Source organism: Methylobacterium ajmalii, from assembly GCF_016613415.1.
Classification (GTDB): domain Bacteria; phylum Pseudomonadota; class Alphaproteobacteria; order Rhizobiales; family Beijerinckiaceae; genus Methylobacterium; species Methylobacterium ajmalii.
Genome location: NZ_JACWCT010000142.1, coordinates 1 through 19,683 on the forward strand (window position 1 = coordinate 1; position 19,683 = coordinate 19,683).

Here is a 19,683-nt window from a genome sequence, read left to right on the forward strand (position 1 = left end):
GCCTGCGGCGGCACGGCGCGCGGCGGCATCTGGACGGCGGCGGGCGCCGCGGTGGGCGCCGACACCGGCGCGAAGGCGGCCTGCACCATGGCGGCCTGGGCGGCCGGCGTCATTCCGGGGTGACTCATCCCGGGCTGGGAGGTCATGCCGGCGGCCTCGCCGGGCACCGAGGCGCGGGCCTGGGCCAGGATGCCGCCGATGCGCGAGAGCACCTCGTCGCCGGCCCGGAGCTGGGTGGCGAGGTCGGCGTTGGTGCGCTCGGCGATGCGCAGGCGCTCGGCCAGGGTGCGGTCGCACTCGGCGAGGGTGCTGCGCAGGCCCGAGATCGCCCGCTCGGCGGATTCGGTCGCCACCATCAGGTCGCCGATGGTCTGGCGCATCGCCGCCTCGTCGCCCTTGAGGCGGGTGATGCGGCGGCCGAGACCGACCGACGTGGCGATGCAGGCGACGAGGAGGACCGCGACCAGGAGGTCGGCCAGGATGCTGACGATCAGGCTCACGACGCGGCCTCGCTCCGGTTTGTCGGCGACGGGATGGACGGGGATGCGGGGACGGGCATCGGCTAGCCGTCCTTGCGGTTCTGCATCGAGGCCTCGAAGGCCGCGAAGGTGGTGCGCGAGCGGCGCAGGGGCCGCGTCACCTGCACGGCGATCGAATCGTCGAGCCGGCCGATCCGCCCTTGCGTCGTCGCCCAGTCGCCGCAGCGCAGGGTGATGAGGTCGGCGGGCTTGGCATCGAACATGATGGTGTCGCCGACCTCAAGCGACAGGACCCGGCGCAGCGGCAGCGACATCTCGTGCAGCACCGCCTCGACCGCGACGTCGGCCTGGAAGATCTCGGTGGCGAGGTGGCCTTCCCAGATGTGGTCGCGGCCGAGCTTCTCGCCCATGAAGCTCTGCAGCAGCAGGTCGCGGATCGGCTCGATCGTGGCGTAGGGAAACAGGATCTGCAGGAGGCCGCCGCGGCCTTCCATGTCGAGCTTGAGGTCGATCAGGATCGCGGCGTTGGCCGGCCGGGTGATGGTGGCGAAGCGCGGGTTGGTCTCGATCCGGTCGATGAGGAAGCGCACCGGCGAGAGCGGCTGGAACGACGCCTCGAGGGCGCCCAGGATGATCTCGACCATGCGGCGCACGAGCTGCATCTCGATCGGCGTGAACGGCCGCCCGTCGAGGCGGATGCTCGTGCCGCCGCGCTTGCCGCCGAGCAGGAGGTCGAGGGTCGAGTAGGCGAGGTTCGACTCGACCGTGACGAGGCCCGAATTCTCCCAGGCGTCGGCCCGGAACACGCCGAGCAGGGTCGGCAGCGGGATCGCGTTCAGGTAGTCGCCGAAGCGCACCGAGGTGATGTTGTCGAGGGTGACCTCGACGTTGTCCTGGAAGAAGTTGCGCAAGGACGTCGACAGCAACCGGATCATCCGGTCGAAGACGATCTCGAGCATCGGCAGGCGTTCGTACGAGACGACGCCCGAATCGACGATGGCCCGGATGCCGCCCGCGCCCGAGGCCGAGAGCTCGCGCAGCGAGAACCCGAGGACCTGGTCGATCTCCTCCTGGTTCAGGATGCGGTCGTTGCCGGCGAGCTCGGGGAGGTTCTCGGTCTCCCCCTCGTCGATCATGTTGGCCCATTCGGCCGCCATGTCGCTCGCCTGGGTGGCGGTGCCCTGCTCAGCGAGCGCCGCACCCCACTCGTCGGCGAGCGAGGCGTCGCCGCCTCCGCCCTGCTCGATCAGGGCGGAGGCCCAGTCGTCTTCGTCGATGGTGTCGTCGGGTCCGGCCACGGAAGCACCAAATCCTGCGAGAGAGGCCTATTGGATGATGAAGTCCTTGAAGAGCACGGCGTCGACCTTGGCGGGGTAGACCGCCACGTTGACCCGCCGCAGCAGCTCCTCGCGCAGGCGATAGGTGCCGCCGGCGGCCTCGAAGTCGCCGACGCGCAGCTCGCGCACGAAGACCTGGAACGTGTCCTCGACCCGCGGCATCAGCGGCTGGATCTCGGCCGCCACCTTGGAGTCCCGCACCTCGAGGGCGACCTTCAGGCGCACGAAGCGCGGCTGGGTCTGCCCGGGCTCGGGCATCAGGTTCATGCTCATCTCGCGCACGTCCATGAAGGCGACCGGCAGCTTCTGCTCGGCGGCCGGCTTCTCGGCATGCGCGGCGCGGCTGCGCATCACCATGAAGCCGCCGCCGCCGGCGCCCGCGACCAGCAGCACCGCCGCGCCGATCACGATCAGCTTCTTCTTGGAGCCGCCGGCGGGGGCGGCGCCGTCCTGGCCCTCCGCCTCGCCGTCGCCGGCCGGCGCATTCTTCGGCTTCCTGGCCATCGCCCGCCGTCCAAATCCTTCGGAATGACCCGTTGCCGGGACAGGGCCGCAGAATGCGAGAAGACGGTTAACGCGCCGTTAAGGCGGCAATTTCTGCCTGGTCGAAACTGCCGGGTCGGCACGAAACGACCCGTCCGGGCCGGCGCTCCGATTAACCAAGCATTTGCCTTAACTGAAGAAATCCCGGTGCCCCGGCCTGGCACGGTGCCTGCGATCACCATCCCGGGTCCGCCGCTGGGGAGCGGGGTGGCCCGCCACCACGCATCGTCGGGGAGTAGCCGGTGCAGAATGCTCAGTTGATCGGGCTCTCGTCCCAGATGGCCCTCGGGCGCGAGCTCGAGGTCATCGCCAACAACATGGCCAACGTCACCACGACGGGCTTCAAGGCGCGCACGACGCGCTTCCAGGAATACCTGATGCCGAAGGCGAGCGCGGAGACCTTCCAGCGCCCCGACCGGCGTCTGTCCTACGTCATCGATTCGGGTACGCCGCTCGACCTGTCGCAGGGGCCGGTCGAGGCGACCGGCAACCCGCTCAACGCGGCGATCCGCGGCGAGGCGTTCTTCGCGGTGCAGACGCCGCAGGGCGAGCGCTACACCCGTAACGGCGCCTTCGAGCTGAACGCGCAGGGGCAGATCGTGACGAGCGACGGCTACCCCGTCCTCGGCGAGGGCGGGCCGATCCAGATCGGCCAGCAGGAGACCGGCCTCGGCCTCGGGCCCGACGGCACCGTGTCGACCAACCAGGGCACCCGCGGCAAGTTGCGCCTCGTCACCTTCGCCAACCCGCAGGGTCTGACGAATGCCGGGTCGAACCTCTATTCCTCGAACACCCCGGCCCAGCCCGCCGGCCCGCAAGGGCGGATCGAGCCCGGCGCGCTCGAGCGCTCGAACGTCCGCCCGGTCGTGGCGATGAGCCGGATGCTGGAGGTGAACCGCACCTACCAGCTCGTCTCCGACACGGTGTCGCGGCTCGATTCCCTGCGCGGCCAGGCGATCCAGCGCCTCGCCGACGTCGGCAACGCTTGAAGGGGAGCCTGAACGATGCGCGCGCTCTACGCCGCCGCCACCGGCATGGCGGCCCAGGAACTCAACGTCCAGGTCATCTCGAACAACATCGCGAACCTGCGCACCACCGGCTACAAGCGCCAGCAGGCGCATTTCCAGGATCTGCTCTACCAGAACCTGCGCCGGGCCGGCACCGCGACCTCGGACCAGAACAACCAGCTGCCGGCGGGCCTCGCCATCGGCTCGGGCGTGAAGACGACCTCGACCGCCCGGGTGATGTCGCAGGGCACCCTGACCTCGACCGAGAAGACCTACGACATCGCCGTGCGCGGCGAGGGCTTCTTCCAGGTCACGATGCCGGACGGGCGCACCTCCTACACCCGCGACGGGTCGTTCGACCTCGACGCGCAGGGGCAGATCGTGACCCGCGAGGGCTACCTGATGAACCCGAACATCACGGTGCCGAACAACGCCACCGCGGTCACCATCAGCGCCTCGGGCATCGTGCAGGCGCAGATCCCGGGCCAGACCGCGCCGCAGAACCTCGGCCAGATCCAGATGGCGCGGTTCGTCAACAAGGTCGGCCTCGAATCGATCGGCGACAACCTGTTCGTCGAGACCCTGGCTTCGGGCCCGGCGATCACCGGCAATCCCGGCACCGACGGGTTCGGCAACCTGCAGCAGAGCTACCTCGAGGAGGCCAACGTCAACGCGGTCTCGGAGATCTCGTCGCTGATCGCCGCGCAGCGCGCCTACGAGATGAACTCGAAGGTCGTGACCGCCGCCGACCAGATGCTCTCCACCACCTCGCAGATGTTCCGCGGATGAGCGCCCCGATGACCCACACGGCTCTTCCCGCCCCCACCCTGCGTTCGCCCGCAGCGCGCCGCGCCCTCCTCGGCGCCGGCATCCTGTCGCGCACCGCGCTGACGCTGGTGGCGCTCGGGTTCCTCACCCTGCCGGTCCTGGCCGTCGAGGTCCCGCGCCTCGCGATCAAGGGCGACATCACCGCCGAGCGCGACGTGATCACCCTGGGCGACCTCGTCTCCGGCGCCCCCCCGGCGCTCGCCCAGAAGGCGCTGTTCCGGGCCCCGGCGCTCGGCACCTCCGGCACCATCCAGGTCCGGCGCATCGTCGAGGCCACCGCCGGCCTCGGGCTCGACGCGCCGGAGAGCGGCGGCCGGCTGCAGATCTCGGTCCAGCGCGCGGCCCGCCGCATCGGCGCCCCGGAGATCGAGGGCGCCGTGAAGGCGGTACTCGCCAAGCAGCGCGGCTTCGACGTCGGCTTCGTCACCATCGCGTTCGACGGCGAGGCCCCGGTCCTGACCGTGCCGCCGGACCTCGTGAGCGCGGTGACCGCCCAGGAGGTCACCTACGATCCGCGCAGCCGCCGCGTCACCGCGCTGGTGGTGGTGGGCGAGCGCCAGTCCTCGCTGCGCGTCGCCGGCCAGGTGGTCGAGATGGCCGACGTCGCGGTGCTGACCCGCGCCATCGCCCGCGGCGAGACCCTGAACGCCGCCGACGTGGCGGTGGAGCGCCGGCCCCGCGACGGCCTGCCGGCCGACATCGCCGCCGACCCGGCCGCCTTCCTCGGCCAGGTGGCGCAGAAGCCCCTCGGCGCCGGCACGGCGTTGCGCGCGGCCGAGCTGACCCGGCCCGACCTCGTCGCCCGCGGCGAGGCGGTGACCATCGTGTACGAGACCCCGGGCGTCGCCCTGGCGCTGCGCGGCCAGGCCCGCGAGGGCGGGCCCCTCGGGGCGGTGATCGGGGTGGTCAACCCGGTCTCCAAGAAGGTGATCCAGGCCACCGTGATCGGCCCCGGCCGCGTCACCGTGGCGCCGATCGTGCCGGTGACGGCGGCGGCCCCGGCCGCCCGCCTCGCCGCGGCCCAGCCGTGAGGAGGCACGCCGTGACCGTCTCCCGCCTCTCGCGCCTCGCCCTCCTGGGTCTCGCCGGCGCGCTGCTCGCCGGCTGCAACACCGTCGACCGCCTCCAGAACATCGGCGCGACGCCGACCCTCTCGGCGATCGACGACCCGACCGCCCAGCCCGGCTACCGCCCGGTGCGGCTGCCGATGCCGGACGTCCAGCCGGTCTCGTACGCGTCGAACTCGCTGTGGCGCACCGGCTCGCGCGCCTTCTTCAAGGACCAGCGCGCCGCCAAGGTCGGCGATCTCGTGACGGTGAAGATCAACGTCACCGACAAGGCCAACCTCAACAACGAGACCAAGCGCTCGCGCTCGAACAGCGAATCGTTCGGGATGCCCAACGCCTTCGGCCTCGAGACCAAGACCAAGCTCCTCGCCGGCATGGACCCGGCCAAGATGCTCGCCACCGACGCCACCACCACCAACGACGGCGCCGGCTCGGTCCAGCGGGCCGAGACCGTGACCACCAACGTGGCGGCGATCGTCACGCAGGTCCTGCCGAACGGCAACCTGGTGCTGGAAGGCCGCCAGGAGATCCGCATCAACTTCGAGGTACGCGAACTGATCGTCGGCGGCGTGGTGCGGCCCGAGGACATCGAGTCCGACAACACGATCGATTCGAGCAAGATCGCCCAGGCCCGCATCGCCTATGGCGGCCGCGGCCAGATCACCGACGTGCAGCAGCCGCGCTACGGCCAGCAGTTCCTCGACGTCGTGCTGCCGTTCTAGCGAACGGTTGCCGGTCCGGCGAAAGGTGCCGTCCCACCCGGACGGTCCCCGAGAATCCCGCACCGGGGGGCACGCTCCCCCCTTGAGTCCCCCGGTCGCGGCGCGGCCCCGGCACTTCCCGCCGGGGCCGCTCTCGTTTCCATGGCCGGCTTCAGCGTGGCCTGAACGCGAACGGCCGGGATGCCGGCTTGCGCCCGGCCCCGGCCGTCGGATCGTCATGCCTAATGGACCAGACCGCGCTGCAGCTCTCCCCTGCAGCAAGGCTGTCCGGGGGGAAACACGAATGCCGCGTCCGCCCGCTCCCTTTTGAGAGAGGGGCCTGGCGATCAATTCTCAGCGAGAATTGTTCCTGGACAGCCCTGCATTCTTGCGGGCGAGCGGCGCGCGAGGAAATCCCGCTGCGCCTGCTCCGTCCCGAATCGGGCTTGCATACCGGCATACCGGCATGGAACGGGCCTGCCCGTGCTCCATTGGGACGCGCGCCTCGGGGGCGCGGAGCCTCAATCGTCCCGGTACACCCGCTCGCGCCGCTCGTGGCGCTCCTGGGCCTCGAGCGACAGCGTCGCGATCGGGCGGGCTTCCAGGCGCTTGAGCGAGATCGGCTCGCCGGTCTCCTCGCAGTAACCGTAGGACCCGTCCTCGATGCGCGAGAGCGCGGCATCGATCTTGGCGATCAGCTTGCGCTGCCGGTCGCGGGCGCGCAACTCGATCGCCCGATCGGTCTCCGACGAGGCGCGGTCAGTCAGGTCGGGATGGTTCTCGTTCTCGCTCTGCAGCGCTACCAGGGTGTCCTGGGCCTCGCGCAGAATGTCTTGCTTCCACCCCTGGAGCTTGCGGCGAAAATACTCTCGCTGACGCTCGTTCATGAAGGGCTCGGCGTCATTGGGGGCATAGCCCTCCTCGATCACGATCTTCGCCATCGCGCCCCTCGGATAACCGATGTTGTCAAGACCGCGGCCGATGTGATGGCCGTGGCCCACTTGGCGCTGCCCTATAATAGAGCCCGCACGCCACCACAATGTCTGAACCTCGGCACGCAAGGAGCGGACCAGGGGACGGCGCCCCCCTGCGGCAAACGTGTCACGGTCGAGGCGCTTCTGCGCCCTCGCCTCGCGGTACCGCGAGGGCGGCGGCGATATCGGCCTCGAGGCGTCGGGCGAGGGGCTGGCGGTAGTGGGTGGCGTCGAAGAACAGGGCGGGGTCGTGCGTCTCGGGCCGATCGCCGGACCAGTCGACCACCCGGCCCCGCGGCGCCACCGCCGCCGCCAGCGCCGCCCGGCAGGCGGCGGAGGCCGCCGCCCGGGGCGTGCCCGCCCGGTCCTGCGCCGGGGCGTGGACCGGCGGAAAGACCACGACCAGCCGGGTCGCGGGATCGAGGCCCCGCGCCAGGGCACGCAGTCGCTCGGCGGCCGGAAAGGCGGGTCCGCCCGAGTTCGGATCGGGGTCGTCCGGCGCGCGCCGGGTGCGGAACCCCTCCCAGCCCGGCCCGTCGGGGGCGCCGAGGGCGAGGTAGTCCGGCTCGTAGTCCCAGTAGCCGTCCGGCGCCGCCCGGCGCGGGGCCTTGCGCGAGGCCCAGCCGATGCGGTTGACCACCTCGGCGGCGACGCGGATGCGCAGGAGCCCGCGCAGGTAGCCGAGGGCGTCGTCGGCGAGCAGCCAGGACGGGAACGGCTTCAAGGGCGGCAGGGCGGGATCGCCGGTGCACCAGGCCGAATCGATCCCGAGCACCAGGGCACGCGCGTGCGGGTGATGGCGCAGGAAGTACCCGGCGACGAGAAGCTGCTCGCCCGGGCCGGTGCCCGGCACGGAGAGCTGCACGAACGGGATCCCGGTCGCCTCGCGCAGGCGGGCCGGGGCGACGAGCTGGATGTGCGAGTTGCCGACGATCGCCGCCGTGAAGGCCGGGTCGCGGCCCCGGCTCGCCGTCGCGGTGCGCGGCCCCTGCGGGCGCACGCCGTCGCGGGCGAGGAGCCGGGGCCGGCCGGTGTCGTAGGGGTCGACCGCCAGCGCCAGGGCGAGGTAGCCGGCGAGCAGGAGGGCGGCGGCGGCCACGAGGGTGACGGCGAAACGCCGCCAGGCGGCGGGTGCGGTGGTCGCGACCGAGGGGTCAGCGCGCATCGGATCGGCCCCTCAGAACTGGAAGTAGATGAACTCGTAGTTGGCGTCGTCGCCGATGCGCAGCAGCACCGCGACGAGGAGCACCGCGAAGGCGACCGCCAGGGCCGGCCGCGGCGGCAGGCGGTGGACCGCCGCCCAGGCGGTCGGGCCGATCAGCGCCACCAGGGCGGCGGGCACGAAGGCCCGCCACTTGAAGCCGTGGCCGACCGGCGCGTGGCCGGCCAGGCCCTTGAACACGGCCATCGCCGCCTCGAAGCTGGTGGCGCGAAACAGTACCCAGGTCAGGGCCACGAACAGGAAGGTCAGGGCCCAGCCCAGCAGCGCCGGCATCGGCAGCCCGGCGCGGCGCCACAGGAGGCCGATCCCGAGCCCGGCGCCGTGCGCCGCCCCCCAGGCGACGAAGGTGAGGCCGGCGCCGTGCCACAGGCCGCCGAGCGTCATCGTGGCGAAGAGCGCGGCGAGCTGCACGGCGAGGCCCCGGCGGTTGCCGCCGAAGGGGATGTAGAGGTAGTCGCGCAGGAAGCGCGACAGGGTCATGTGCCAGCGCCGCCAGAAGTCCTGCAGCGAGGTCGCGCGGTAGGGCACGTCGAAGTTCTGCGGCAGCACGATCCCGAACAGCAGCGCGAGACCCAGCGCCATGTCGGTGTAGCCCGAGAAGTCGAAGTAGATCTGGAACGTGAAGGCGAGCGTGCCCTGCCAGGCGTCGACGACGCTGACCACCTTGCCCTCGGCGGCGGCCTGGAACACCGGGTTGGCGTAGGCTGCGAGCGGATCGCCGAGGAACACCTTCTTGGCGAGCCCGAGGCAGAGCAGCATCAGCCCGCGCCCGATCCGCTCGGCGGCGTCCGGGCGGGCATAGGGCTTCTCGTCGAACTGGTGGAGGATCTCGCTCCAGCGCACCAGCGGCCCGGCGAGCACCTGGGGGAAGAACGCGATGTAGAGGGCGTAGCGCGTGAGGCTCATCTGCGGCGCCCGGCCGGCGCGCAGGTCGGTGAGGTACATCACGTGGTGGAAGGTGAAGAACGAGATGCCGAGCGGGAGCGCGAGGCTCGGCCGGGCGAGGTCGTGCAGCCCCGGCAGGAGCGCGGCGAGACCGGCGAGGAACCCGGCATACTTGAACAGCGCCAGCACCGCGAGGTTGGCGGCGATGGCGAGCGGGATCAGCACGACCGCGCGGCTGTGCCCGAACCGGCGCGCGACGAGCCAGTTCAGCCCGATCGAGGCGGCGAGCAGCGGCACGAAGCGCGGGTCCCACCAGCCGTAGAAGACCAGCGAGAGCACCACGAGGAGCGGCAGGCGCCAGGCCGGGCGGTGCAGGGCGACCAGCGCGTGCAGCGCCAGGGCGACCGGCAGGAAGCCGAACAGGAACGGGAAGGAGTTGAACAGCATCGCGGCCGGGGGTGTCGCAGACCTCTTCGGCGACGCCACGGCCGCCCGTCTTCAAGCGGGCGCCGTTGTGGGAGATCGGGGCAGGTGCGTCAACGGAGGGCCGGCGAGCGGCTCACGCCGCCCGCACCTCGCCGAGGAAGCCGATCACCTCGCGCTGCAGCTCCTCGGCGGAACGCGACATCGCCTGGGCGGCCCCCAGCACCCCGGCGGCCGCGTCCCCGGTCTGTCCCGCGCCGTCGCGCACCGTGGCGATGGACTGCGTCACCGTGAGCGTACCGCGGGAGGCCTCCTGCACGTTGCGGGCGATCTCCTGGGTCGCCGCCCCCTGCTCCTCCATCGCCGCCGCGACGCCGGCGGCGATGGAATCCATCTCGCCGATCCGCCGGCCGATCGCCGCGATGGCCTCGACCGCGCCGCCGGTGCCGGCCTGGATCACGCCGATCTGGGCGGCGATCTCCTCGGTCGCCTTGGCGGTCTGCTCGGCCAGCGCCTTGACCTCGGCGGCCACCACCGCGAAGCCGCGGCCGGCCGGGCCCGCCCGTGCCGCCTCGATGGTGGCGTTGAGCGCGAGCAGGTTGGTCTGGGCCGCGATGCCGGAGATCAACCCGATCACGTCGCCGATCGCGCGAACGCCGGTCGCCAGGGACTGGACCACCGCGTCGGTGCGCTGCGTCTCCTCGCGGGCGGCGACCGCCATGCGGGCGGACAGGCCGACCTGGCCGGTGATCTCCTGGATCGAGGCGGCGAGTTCCTCGGTGGCGCTCGCCACGGTCTGGACGTTGGCCGAGGTCTGCTCGGCGACCGCCGCGACGGTCACGGACTGCCCGGTCGTCGCCTCGGCGGTGGCCGCCATGCTGCCGGCCGCCGATTCCATGCCGGCCGCCGCCGTCGCGACGCCGCGGCTCAGGGCCGTCACCCGGGTCTCGAAGGCCCGCATCAGGCCGTCGAGATGGGCGGCACGGCGCAGCTTGGCGTCGGCCTCCCCGGCGGCGGCCCGGTCGGCCTCGCGCTTGGCGATCAGGGCGTCCTTGAACACCTGCAGGGCGCGGGCGAGGGTGCCGATCTCGTCGCGCTTGCCCCCGTCGGTCACCGCCACCGCGAGGTCGCCGTCCGAGAGGGCGCGCATCTGGCCGGTGATGCGGGTGAGCGGCGTCGAGACGCCGGCGAGCACGATCCAGGCCGCGCCGGCGATCGCGGCGGCGGCCACCAGCATCACCCCGAGGAAGGTCGCCGCCAGGAGGTCGTAGAGGCGGTCGGCGGCGAGCTTGCCCTCGCGGGCCTCGTCGAGCTGCAGGTCGACGAGCTTGCCGACCGCGTCCGAGATCGGGTCGATCGCCGGGTAGAGGTCGCGCGTCACGAAGGCAGCGAGCCCGGCGGCGTCCTCGGCCCGCAGGAGGCCGACGAGCCGCGTCACCGCCGGTTTCGCCGCCGCCATCGCGCCCTCGACCTCGCGGGCGATCCCATCCTCGCGCGGGCTCATCGCCTTGTTGCGGTAGGCCGACCAGTGGGTGTCGACCCGCGCCATCGCCTGCTCGACGTTGCGCCGCGCGTCGGCCCAGGACAGGCTCTCGCCGCGGCGCTTGTGCGAGGTGTCGACGATGTTGACCGCGTAGAGGTCGGCGACCGACTTCAGGTCGCGCAGCGGAACGACGCGGCCGCCGTAGATGTGGTCGACGGCCTCGCGCATGCCGGCGACGCCCCACCAGCCGCCCCCGAGCGAACCCGCGATCAGCCCGGCGAGGACGACGAGAAGCGCGATCAGTCGTCCGCGGATCGTGGTGAGGGCGCGCATCGGGTCGGGACTCCAGTACTGTGCAGGAGCCCTGTATCGCCGTGAATTTTGAAGGAAACCCTAAGTCAATCCGAGAAACATTTCGACACGGACAGGCTGGCGGAAAAGTGGCGTCTCCCGCAACCGTACGTCGCCGGCGCGCCTTGCGCTGGCACCGGCCCCGCCGCTCAGCCGGCCGCGGCCTCGAGCTTGGCGAGCTCGACCTGCGCCCGCAGCTCGATATGGCCGATCAGGTCATCGAGGCGTGGATCGCCGGTATTGCCGCTGCGCTCGGCGAGGCGGCCCGCGATGGCTTTCAGCTCGCTCGCCGCGACCCGCCCGCCGAGCAGCGCCGCCTTGAGGCGGTCGAGCCCGTCGAGGAGGTCGTGGCCGCGCTTGGTCGCCCGGCGGCGGCGGTCGGCGGAGATCTCGTCCTGGCACTGGAGGGTCAGGATCGCGCTCAGGCCCGCGAGCGGCACCGCGCCGCCGGCGCTGGTCGGCCCGCGCGCGCCCTCCATCCCGAGGGAGAACACGCCGCCTGCCGGCAGGGAGCGCGGCCCGGCTCCCGACAGGGGAGCGGCCGCGAGGCGGGTGTCGACACGCATGCGATGGGGTCCGGGTCACGGGTCTTCGGTGTGCGGCATGAACCTCGCCCGGGTATGGTGAACGCCCCGTAAACGAGGCGGCAGATCTTGCCGCCGGGCGAAAACGACCGGGCCCGGATCGACCCCCCGGCGCCCGGCCTGGCAACGGATCGGTAACCTTACCAAAGACTTACGCCTGGGATCGGCGCTGGCACGGTCCTGGCAACGGCACGTTCCGAGTTTCGGGACCCCGTCATGCGCCTCCTCGCCCTCGCCTGCCTCTCCTGCCTGCTGCCCGTCCTGCTCCTCGCGGCCGGCCCCGCCCTCGCCCTGTCGCGGGTGAAGGACCTCGCCAGCGTCGAGGGGATGCGGACCAACCAGCTCATCGGCTACGGCATCGTCGTCGGCCTCAACGGCACCGGCGACACGCTGAACAACGCGCCCTTCACCAAGCAGTCGGTACAGGCGATGCTGGAGCGGCTCGGGGTCAACACCCGCGGCGCCGTGATGCGCACCGCCAACCTCGCCGCCGTGATGGTGACGGCGAACCTGCCGCCCTTCGCCGCGCAGGGCACGCGGATCGACGTCACGGTGTCGTCGCTCGGCGACGCCAAGTCGCTCCAGGGCGGCACGCTGCTGGTCACGCCGCTGCTCGCCGCCGACGGCGAGGCCTACGCGGTGGCGCAAGGGTCTCTCGCCATCGCGGGCTTCCAGGCCGAGGGCGACGCGGCCAAGATCACCCGCGGCGTGCCGACCAACGGCCGCATCGCCAACGGCGCCGTGATCGAGCGCGAGATCGCCTTCAAGCTCAACGAGCAGAAGTGCCTGCGCCTGTCCCTGCGCAACCCCGACTTCACGACCTCGAAGCGGATCGCCGCGGCGATCAACGACTTCATGGGCGCCGACACCGCCGAGCCGACCGACCCCTCCACCGTCACCCTGCAGGTCCCGCCGCGCTACCAGGGCAACATGATCCGGCTGCTCACCGAGGTCGAGCAGCTGAAGGTCGAGCCCGACCAGACCGCCCGGGTGGTGATCGACGAGCGTTCCGGCATCATCGTGATGGGCCGCGACGTGCGGGTCTCCACCGTGGCGGTGGCGCAGGGCAACCTCACCGTCACCATCACCGAGCAGCCCCAGGTGAGCCAGCCGGCCCCGTTCTCCAACGGCGAGACCGTGGTGGTGCCGCGCACCGCGCTCAAGGTCGATGCCGGCGAGAAGAACAAGCTCGCCCTGGTCAAGGAGGGCGTGACCCTGCGCGAATTGGTCGACGGGCTCAACGCCCTCGGCATCGGCCCGCGCGACCTGATCTCGATTCTCCAGGCGATCAAGGCCTCCGGCGCGCTCCAGGCCGACATCGAGGTGATGTGAGCCCGCGCCCGCCCTCCCCTGCCCTTCTCTCCCGACACGAGGTCTGACCCCCGATGCTTCCCCTCGCTTCCCTCGCCGCCTCCGCGGGCCTCGCGGTCGGCCAGGCCCTCGCCGGGGCCGCCGGCTCCGCCCTGCAGGGGGCCAACGCCGACAAGGCGAAGATCCAGAAGACCGCCAAGGACTTCGAATCGATGTTCCTGGAGCAGAGCCTCGACGTGCTCAACCGCTCGCAGGGCACCGACGGCCCGCTCGGCGAGAACGGCACCGGCGGCGGGGTCTACCGCTCGATGCTCAACAAGGAATACGCCCAGTCGATCGTGCAGAGCGGCGGGATCGGCATCGGCGACCAGGTGATGCGCGAGATGCTGCGGATGCAGGGAGGCGCGAATGTCTGAGGCCGCCCGCCCCGCCCCGCTGCGCATCGCCGACCCGGAGGCCGCCGCGCGCCTCGTGGCCGAGACGCTCACCACCATGCAGGCGCTGGAAGCCCTGCTCGCCCGCGAGAGCGACCACATCCGGGTCGGACGGCTCGCCGAGGGCCTGGCCGAGGCGCCGCAGAAGACCGCGCTCGCCGGCGCCTACCTGCAGGGCCTGCAGGCGGTGAAGGCCAACGCCGTGGCGCTCGCCCGCTTCGCCCCCGAGGGCATCGCGGCCCTGCGCGAGGCCCATGGCCGCTTCTCGGACGCGGTGGCGGCCAACCAGGCGGTGCTGGCGACCGCCCGGTCGGTCTCGGAGGGGCTGCTGCGCACCCTGTCGACCGAGCTCAACCGCCACGCCGAACCGAGCGGCTACGGCAGCCGCCCGGCCCCCTCCCCCTACGGCCACCGCCGCAGCGCGCCGCTGGTGCTCTCGCGCAGCCTGTGAGGGCGCCTCAGCGCCCGGTGCCGAGGCGGATATAGGCTCGGGCCGGGCCGTACTCGGTCTGTGTGCGGGTATCGATCGCGACCCGGCCCGACCCGCCGACGACGCCCCGGGCCGCGCCGTCGAGGCCGGCGCCGGGCCGCGCCGGCACCGGCGTGCCGACCTCGGCGCGCACCCGCCCGCTGATCCGCGTGCAGGGACCGCCGGGGACGAAGCGGACGAAGCCCGGTCCCTCGTGCGGGCAGGTCTCGGGCGCCTTCGCGATGGGCAGGTCGCGAATGTCGAGGGCGTGGACCGGCAGGGCCGCCCCGGCGAGGGCGGCCGCCAGGATCATCGATGTCGCGCGCATGAGCCGGGCCTCCCGTTCAGGAGTCAGAGAAGCATGGTGCGGGCCGGTGCGCCAGGGCTTGCGACGCACGCCCACGGGATTGATGAAGTGGCGTCTCACCCACGACCTCATCCTGAGGTGCCGGAGCGAAGCGGAGGCCTCGAAAAAGGGCTCCAGAAGTCGCCGCGATCCCTGGAGCCCTCCTTCGAGGTCAGCCGATCTTTGATCGACTAACACCTCAGGATGAGGCGTGATGATGGGATATTTTGTCCTACTTTTCATTGTCCGACAGATCGATCTAACCTATCTGTCAACATCACTCTACGTCATCCCGGGGCTTGTCGAAAACGAGAACCCGGGATCCACAAACGCCGACGGTGCCGAACGAGGCGGTTGGCGTTCCGCCTCTTCCTGAAATGTCGGCGTTTATGGATCCCGGGTTCCGCTGCGCGGCCCCAGGATGACTCGGAGGGTTTTGGACACGTTGGTCGGACCGAACGACTATGCGACGCAAAGCCCGAAGATCTCCTCCGCCTGCCTCACCGTCATCTTGCGCGCCGCCGGGCTCGCGATGAGCGTGCGGTCGTTGGCGCTCGCCGGATCGAAATCCTTGGCGGCGATGCCGGCATAGAGGCCGGGCACGGCGCGCTGCGCCATCTCGCGCACCCGGTCGTGGGGCAGTTGCCCGGGGGTGAAGCGGGTGGGGAAGCCGATGTCGGCGTAGAGTGCCCGGATCGCGTCGGCGCAGGCGGAAATCATCTCCTGGCGCGACAGGCCCGCGGTCTCGACCTCCAGCGCCTCGGCGAGCGGGCGCACCTTGGCGGGCAGCACCGCGAGGTTGAAGGTGACGACGTGCGGCAGCAGCACCCCGACGCCGTAGGGGTGGGGCAGGTCGAGATGGCCCTCGAGCGGCAGCGACAGGGCGTGGCCGTGGCCGAGGCGGGCGTTGCCGCAGGCGATGTTGGCCATGCAGGAGGCCACCAGGTTGTCCTCCCGCGCCCGGTCGTCGTCGGAGTTGATCGAGGCGCGCAGGGACGCCGCCTGGAGCCGCACCGCCGCGAGCGCCACCGCGTCGGTGAGCGGCGAGGCGATGCCGCTCAAGTAGGCCTCGACGCCGTGGGTCAGGGCGTCGACGGCGGGGAGCGCCGCGACGTGCATCGGCAGCGAACGCAGGGTGACGGGATCGAGGATCGCGGCGTCGGGGAAGCTCAAGGGGCCGCCGCCCAGGAGCTTGAGGTGGCGCACCTCGTCCTTGACGATGGTCCATTGCGACACCTCCGAGCCGGAGCCGGCGGTGGTCGGCACCATGATCATCGGCAGGGCCTTGCGGTCGAACTGCCCGACGCCAGTGCACTCCGCCATGGGCTTCTGGTTCGTCGCCACGATGGCGATGCCCTTGCCGGTGCACATCACCGAGCCGCCGCCGATGCACACCACGCCGTCGATGCGATCGCGCCGCACCCGCTCGCCCTGGTCGTCGATATGCGAGCAGCGCGCGTCGATCCCGCATTCGTCGAAGCGCGAGACGGTGATTCCGGCCTCGGAGAGGGCCGCGAGCGCGTCGGCGTGGAACCCTTGCGCCGAGATCACCGGGTCGGACACGACCAGCACCCGGCTCATCTTCAGGTCGCGGGCGAGCGTGCCGAGGGTGGCGAGCGCCCCGCTCCCCGAGACGATCCGGGTCGGCATGTAGAAGCTGGTGATCATGGGCGTCTCCTCGGGGGCGGGGCGCCTGTCTCCTCGGGCCCTCGCGGTCGTGCCGGCGGTGTCGCTCGGGCGGGAGCGCTCCGTCCAATACAAAGATCGCGCACGAGCCATAGCCGGCGACGATGGCGGAGCGTCACACCCGGGGGCGGGTGCTGCCATATCGCGAAACGATGGCGGGGCGTCGCGCAAACTATTGGACGGCGATCGATCGCATCCGCGATACCGTTGCGATCAACACGCATCGCCCCGACGCCCGAGAACGGGCGCGAGACCGGCCGATGCCGCCTGCCGAGGAAACGCCATGCCCCGCCCGTCCCGGACGCGCCGCCTCGCCGTCGCCGGCCTGCTCGCCACAGCGCTGACCGCCCCGTTCACCGCCCCCGCCTTCGCCGCCGAGACGCCCTTGCGCATCGGCGTGATCGAGGACCTGTCTGGGATGTATTCCGGCAACGGGGGCCCGAACATGGTGCTGGCCGCCACGATGGCGGCGGAGGATTTCGGCGGCAAGGTGCTGGGGCGGCCGATCGAGGTGATCGGCGTCGACCACCAGAACAAGCCCGATATCGGCTCGGGGCTGGCCCGCCAGCTCGTCGACCAGCGCGGCGTCACCGCCTTCGTGCTCGGCGGCGCGAGCTCGGTGGGGCTGGGCGTCCAGGCCTATGCCAAGGAGCGCAAGATCACCACGATGGTGACGGGCGGCTACGCCTCGCAGTTCTCCGGCCCCGGCTGCTCGCCCTACGGCACGCAATGGGTGCCCTCGACGGGCGAACTCGCCAACGCGGTGGCGGGCGCCGTGGTGCAGGGCGGCGGCAAGAAGTGGTATTTCATCACCGCCGACTACGTGTTCGGCCATGGGCTGGCTGCCGACGCCGGCAAGGCCGTGAAGGCCGCCGGCGGCACGGTGGTCGGGGAGATCCGGCACCCGCTCGGCGCCACCGACATCTCGTCGCAGCTGATCCAGGCCCAGTCCTCGGGCGCCGACGTGATCGGGCTGGCCAATGCCGGGCCGGACCTCGTCAACACCATCAAGCAGGCGCGGGAATTCGGCATCACCTCGAAGGTGGTGGCGATGCTGGTCTTCACCAACAACACCGTGGCGCTCGGTCTCGACGCGGCGCAGGGCATCCGCATGGCGGTGAACTTCTACTGGGACGCCAACGAGCCGAGCCGCGCCTGGGCCAAGCGCCTGATGGCCCGCAACGGCAACGTGGTGCCGACCATGGGCCACGCCGCCGCCTATTCCTCGGTGCGCCACTACCTGCGGGCGGTCGAGAAGGCCGGCACCGACGACGCGGCAGCCGTCAACAGGGCCATGAAGGAACTGCCGATCGACGACGGCTTCTACGGCAAGCCGCGCATCCAGGCGAACGGCCGGGTGGTGATGGACATGATGCTCGTCGAGGTGAAGAGCCCGAAGGACTCGAAGAGCAAGGCCGACCTCTACCGCGTCGTCGAGACGATCCCCGGGGACACGCTGTTCACCCCCGCCGACAAGAGCGGCTGCCCCCTGACCACCGCCGGCTGACCGGAAGGCTCCCCGATGAAGCTCTACGCCAACCCGACCTCGCCCTTCGTGCGCCTCGTCCGCATGGCGCTGATCGAGAAGGGCCTGACCGAGCGGGTCGACACCACCTTCGTCGACGCCTGGGCCGACGACGCGGCCTTCCTCGACGCCAACCCGGCCGGCCGCGTGCCGGCGCTGGTCGCCGACGACGGCACGCGGCTGACCGAGGCGCTCCTGATCCTCGCCCATCTCGACGCCGCCGGCACGACACCGGCGTTGCTCGCGGGCGGACCCGCCGCGCTCTCGGCCGCCGGGGTGGCGATCGGGGTGTTCGACGCCGCGGTGGCGGTGATCATCGGCCGCAAGTCGGCGCCGGACTTCGATACCGGTCTCGTCGGCCAGAAGCGCTTCCGCACCATGCGGGAGGGCCTGCGGCGCCTCGATGCGGCCTTCGCCGAGAGCGGAGACTCCTTCGGACTGCCGGCGATCGCCGCGATCACCGCGCTGGACTACCTGGCGTTCCGCTTCCCCGACCGGGACTGGCGCTCGCTCTGCCCCAAGGTCGCGGCCTTCCGCGATGCGCAAGCCGACCGCCCGTCGGTGCGGGACACCGTGCCGCGCGGATAACCCCGAGCCGTCCGCGCCCCATGCCATTCCCCCGAGCCTCGGCTATCGTAGGACCGACGGACACGGTTCCGGCGGCGGCGAGGGCCGGAGGTCAGGGGGAAACCGGCGCGATGGAGCTTCGCCATCTTCGCTACTTCGTCGCGGTGGCCGACGATCTCAGCATCACCCGGGCGGCGGAGCGGCTGAACATCGCGCAGCCGGCGCTCAGCCACCAGATCAAGAGCCTCGAGACCGAGATCGGCACCGCGCTCCTCCAGCGCCTGTCGCGCGGGGTGGCCCTGACCGAGCCCGGCCGCGCCTTCGCGGACGACGCCCGGGCGGTGCTGGCCGCCGTCGACGCGGCCAAGAGCCGGGCGCTACGCATCGCGACCGGCGACGTCGGCGAGATCCGCATCGGCTTCACCTCGTCCGCCTCGTTCCACCCCCTGGTGACCGGGGCGATCCGCGACTACCGCAGCGCCTACCCGGACGTGCGGGTCGCGCTCCTCGAGGAGACGACCGCGAGCCTGCTCGACGCCTTCCGGGCCGGCCGGGTCGACGTCGCCTTCATGCGTCCCGGCGAGGGCGAGGTCGACGACCTGTGGGCCCGCCACCTGTTCGACGAGCCGATGGTGGTGGCGTTGCCCGCGACCCACCGGCTCGCCGGCGAGACCGGCCCGGTCGGCCTGGCGGAGCTGTCGACGGAGGGCTTCATCGTCTATCCGCGCCGCAACGGCCGGGCGCTCTACGACGGCATCATGGCGGCCTGCGCGGCGGCCGGGTTCTCGCCCCGCATCGCCCAGGACGCGCCCCAGCTCGCCTCGGTGGTCAACCTCGTCGCCACCGGCATCGCGCTCGCCGTCGTGCCGCGCTCGATGGCGCGTCTGGCCACCGAGGGCGTGCGCTACCGCGCGATCTCCGGCCCGGCCCCGCGCGCCCCGATGACCCTGGTGCGCCAGCCGGCCCCGGAGATGCCGCACGCGCGGATCTTCACGGATCTGGTGCTGGCGCGGGAAGAGAGGGACGAGGCCTGACGGCGCGGCTGCGTCGCAACGCGACCAACCGGACACCGGCGATTCCTTGGCGAAAGGTCATCTCTTCCGCACAACATGGACAGTCCCGGCATCAACCGAGAGGCCTTCCCGATGGCCGAAGCCGCTCTCGACATCGCCGAACAGCGCAAGCTGATGGCCGAGCAGGCCAAGCTTCAGGCCGAAGCGGCGAAGCAGGAACGCGACCGCATACTCGCTCCCTGGCAGACCATGGCCGCCAGCATGGCAGCGGGCGCGGCGCTCTTCGGGGCCGGGGCCGCCTTCGTCGAACTGATGTCGTGACCCGGATCGTCTCCGTGAGATGCCGACCCTGCTGCGACGGTCGCAGCGGTGCCTCCCCGATGCCCCAGGCCACGACGGCCGCAGGGTGCGCCGCGGACGAGATCCCGTCCGATCTCGTCGCACGGCT

Annotated in this window: 21 protein-coding genes; 11 read left to right on the forward strand and 10 right to left on the reverse strand. The window is 71.7% G+C overall.

Features of this window, described 5'->3' with window-relative positions; genetic code table 11:
- The 3 genes from HPY23_RS25915 to fliL all read right to left on the reverse strand — a co-directional run.
- Window positions 1-500 (reverse strand): DUF6468 domain-containing protein (locus HPY23_RS25915; RefSeq protein WP_200649696.1); only part of this gene is annotated, 500 nt, incomplete at its 3' end.
- A gap of 62 nt (window positions 501-562) precedes the next feature.
- Window positions 563-1,777 (reverse strand): flagellar motor switch protein FliM, encoded by a 1,215-nt coding sequence (gene fliM / locus HPY23_RS25920; protein WP_091889785.1) that lies wholly within the window; start codon window positions 1,775-1,777, stop codon window positions 563-565.
- 27 nt (window positions 1,778-1,804) lie between these two features.
- Window positions 1,805-2,320 carry a flagellar basal body-associated protein FliL gene (fliL, locus tag HPY23_RS25925; RefSeq protein ID WP_060847290.1) on the reverse strand — a complete coding sequence of 172 codons (516 nt, stop codon included), beginning with the start codon at window positions 2,318-2,320 and terminating at the stop codon, window positions 1,805-1,807.
- A gap of 281 nt (window positions 2,321-2,601) precedes the next feature.
- On the opposite strand from fliL, the gene flgF reads away from it, so the two are divergent.
- From flgF to flgH, 4 genes are read left to right on the forward strand one after another with little or no spacing between them, the layout of a single operon-like run.
- Window positions 2,602-3,348, forward strand: a complete 747-nt coding sequence (gene flgF / locus HPY23_RS25930; protein WP_060847289.1) for a flagellar basal-body rod protein FlgF — start codon at window positions 2,602-2,604, stop codon at window positions 3,346-3,348.
- A gap of 15 nt (window positions 3,349-3,363) precedes the next feature.
- Window positions 3,364-4,155, forward strand: coding sequence for a flagellar basal-body rod protein FlgG (flgG, locus tag HPY23_RS25935; RefSeq protein WP_048431285.1), 792 nt, complete (start codon window positions 3,364-3,366; stop codon window positions 4,153-4,155).
- An 8-nt stretch (window positions 4,156-4,163) separates the two neighbouring features.
- Complete coding sequence (gene flgA / locus HPY23_RS25940; RefSeq protein ID WP_060847288.1) at window positions 4,164-5,225, forward strand: flagellar basal body P-ring formation chaperone FlgA; 1,062 nt, start codon at window positions 4,164-4,166, stop codon at window positions 5,223-5,225.
- Window positions 5,226-5,236: 11 nt separating this feature from the next.
- Window positions 5,237-5,983 (forward strand): flagellar basal body L-ring protein FlgH, encoded by a 747-nt coding sequence (flgH, locus tag HPY23_RS25945; protein WP_091754694.1) that lies wholly within the window; start codon window positions 5,237-5,239, stop codon window positions 5,981-5,983.
- A 500-nt stretch (window positions 5,984-6,483) separates the two neighbouring features.
- On the opposite strand, the gene dksA is transcribed toward flgH, so the two are convergent.
- The 5 genes from dksA to HPY23_RS25970 form a co-directional block, all read right to left on the reverse strand.
- Window positions 6,484-6,903 (reverse strand): RNA polymerase-binding protein DksA, encoded by a 420-nt coding sequence (gene dksA, locus HPY23_RS25950; RefSeq protein ID WP_060847286.1) that lies wholly within the window; start codon window positions 6,901-6,903, stop codon window positions 6,484-6,486.
- Between the two features lie 160 nt (window positions 6,904-7,063).
- Window positions 7,064-8,101 carry a hypothetical protein gene (locus HPY23_RS25955; protein ID WP_091889783.1) on the reverse strand — a complete coding sequence of 346 codons (1,038 nt, stop codon included), beginning with the start codon at window positions 8,099-8,101 and terminating at the stop codon, window positions 7,064-7,066.
- 12 nt (window positions 8,102-8,113) lie between these two features.
- Window positions 8,114-9,490, reverse strand: a complete 1,377-nt coding sequence (locus HPY23_RS25960) for an MBOAT family O-acyltransferase (RefSeq protein WP_091889781.1) — start codon at window positions 9,488-9,490, stop codon at window positions 8,114-8,116.
- Between the two features lie 112 nt (window positions 9,491-9,602).
- Entirely contained in the window at window positions 9,603-11,282 is a 1,680-nt protein-coding gene (locus HPY23_RS25965; protein ID WP_091889779.1) for a methyl-accepting chemotaxis protein, read from the reverse strand.
- Window positions 11,283-11,449: 167 nt separating this feature from the next.
- Window positions 11,450-11,866, reverse strand: coding sequence for a flagellar assembly protein FliX (locus tag HPY23_RS25970; RefSeq protein WP_060847282.1), 417 nt, complete (start codon window positions 11,864-11,866; stop codon window positions 11,450-11,452).
- 234 nt (window positions 11,867-12,100) lie between these two features.
- Here HPY23_RS25970 and HPY23_RS25975 point away from each other — a divergent pair, with 234 nt between their 5' ends.
- The 3 genes from HPY23_RS25975 to HPY23_RS25985 are packed head-to-tail and all read left to right on the forward strand — an operon-like array spanning window position 12,101 to window position 14,080.
- On the forward strand, window positions 12,101-13,216 hold the full coding sequence (locus HPY23_RS25975) for a flagellar basal body P-ring protein FlgI (RefSeq protein ID WP_091889777.1): 1,116 nt from the start codon (window positions 12,101-12,103) through the stop codon (window positions 13,214-13,216).
- Window positions 13,217-13,269: 53 nt separating this feature from the next.
- Window positions 13,270-13,611 carry a rod-binding protein gene (locus tag HPY23_RS25980; RefSeq protein ID WP_048431051.1) on the forward strand — a complete coding sequence of 114 codons (342 nt, stop codon included), beginning with the start codon at window positions 13,270-13,272 and terminating at the stop codon, window positions 13,609-13,611.
- Window positions 13,604-14,080, forward strand: a complete 477-nt coding sequence (locus HPY23_RS25985) for a hypothetical protein (protein WP_091753125.1) — start codon at window positions 13,604-13,606, stop codon at window positions 14,078-14,080. Before HPY23_RS25980 ends, HPY23_RS25985 begins: the two co-directional genes overlap by 8 nt.
- 7 nt (window positions 14,081-14,087) lie before the next feature.
- Here the strand turns inward: HPY23_RS25985 and HPY23_RS25990 are convergent, their stop codons facing one another.
- Entirely contained in the window at window positions 14,088-14,426 is a 339-nt protein-coding gene (locus HPY23_RS25990) for a porin family protein (protein WP_091889775.1), read from the reverse strand.
- Window positions 14,427-14,906: 480 nt separating this feature from the next.
- A complete protein-coding gene (locus HPY23_RS25995; RefSeq protein ID WP_091889771.1) occupies window positions 14,907-16,112 on the reverse strand; it encodes an iron-containing alcohol dehydrogenase in 1,206 nt (401 codons plus the stop codon).
- Between the two features lie 301 nt (window positions 16,113-16,413).
- On the opposite strand from HPY23_RS25995, the gene HPY23_RS26000 reads away from it, so the two are divergent.
- The 4 genes from HPY23_RS26000 to HPY23_RS26015 all read left to right on the forward strand — a co-directional run bounded on the left by HPY23_RS26000 (window position 16,414) and on the right by HPY23_RS26015 (window position 19,556).
- The gene (locus tag HPY23_RS26000; protein WP_060847277.1) at window positions 16,414-17,637 is read left to right on the forward strand and encodes an ABC transporter substrate-binding protein; all 1,224 of its coding nucleotides are present in this window, start codon (window positions 16,414-16,416) and stop codon (window positions 17,635-17,637) included.
- 15 nt (window positions 17,638-17,652) lie between these two features.
- Window positions 17,653-18,243, forward strand: a complete 591-nt coding sequence (locus HPY23_RS26005; RefSeq protein ID WP_091889769.1) for a glutathione S-transferase family protein — start codon at window positions 17,653-17,655, stop codon at window positions 18,241-18,243.
- A gap of 110 nt (window positions 18,244-18,353) precedes the next feature.
- Window positions 18,354-19,256, forward strand: coding sequence for a LysR substrate-binding domain-containing protein (locus HPY23_RS26010; RefSeq protein WP_091889767.1), 903 nt, complete (start codon window positions 18,354-18,356; stop codon window positions 19,254-19,256).
- A gap of 111 nt (window positions 19,257-19,367) precedes the next feature.
- On the forward strand, window positions 19,368-19,556 hold the full coding sequence (locus HPY23_RS26015; protein WP_091889807.1) for a hypothetical protein: 189 nt from the start codon (window positions 19,368-19,370) through the stop codon (window positions 19,554-19,556).
- Window positions 19,557-19,683: the final 127 nt, after the last annotated feature.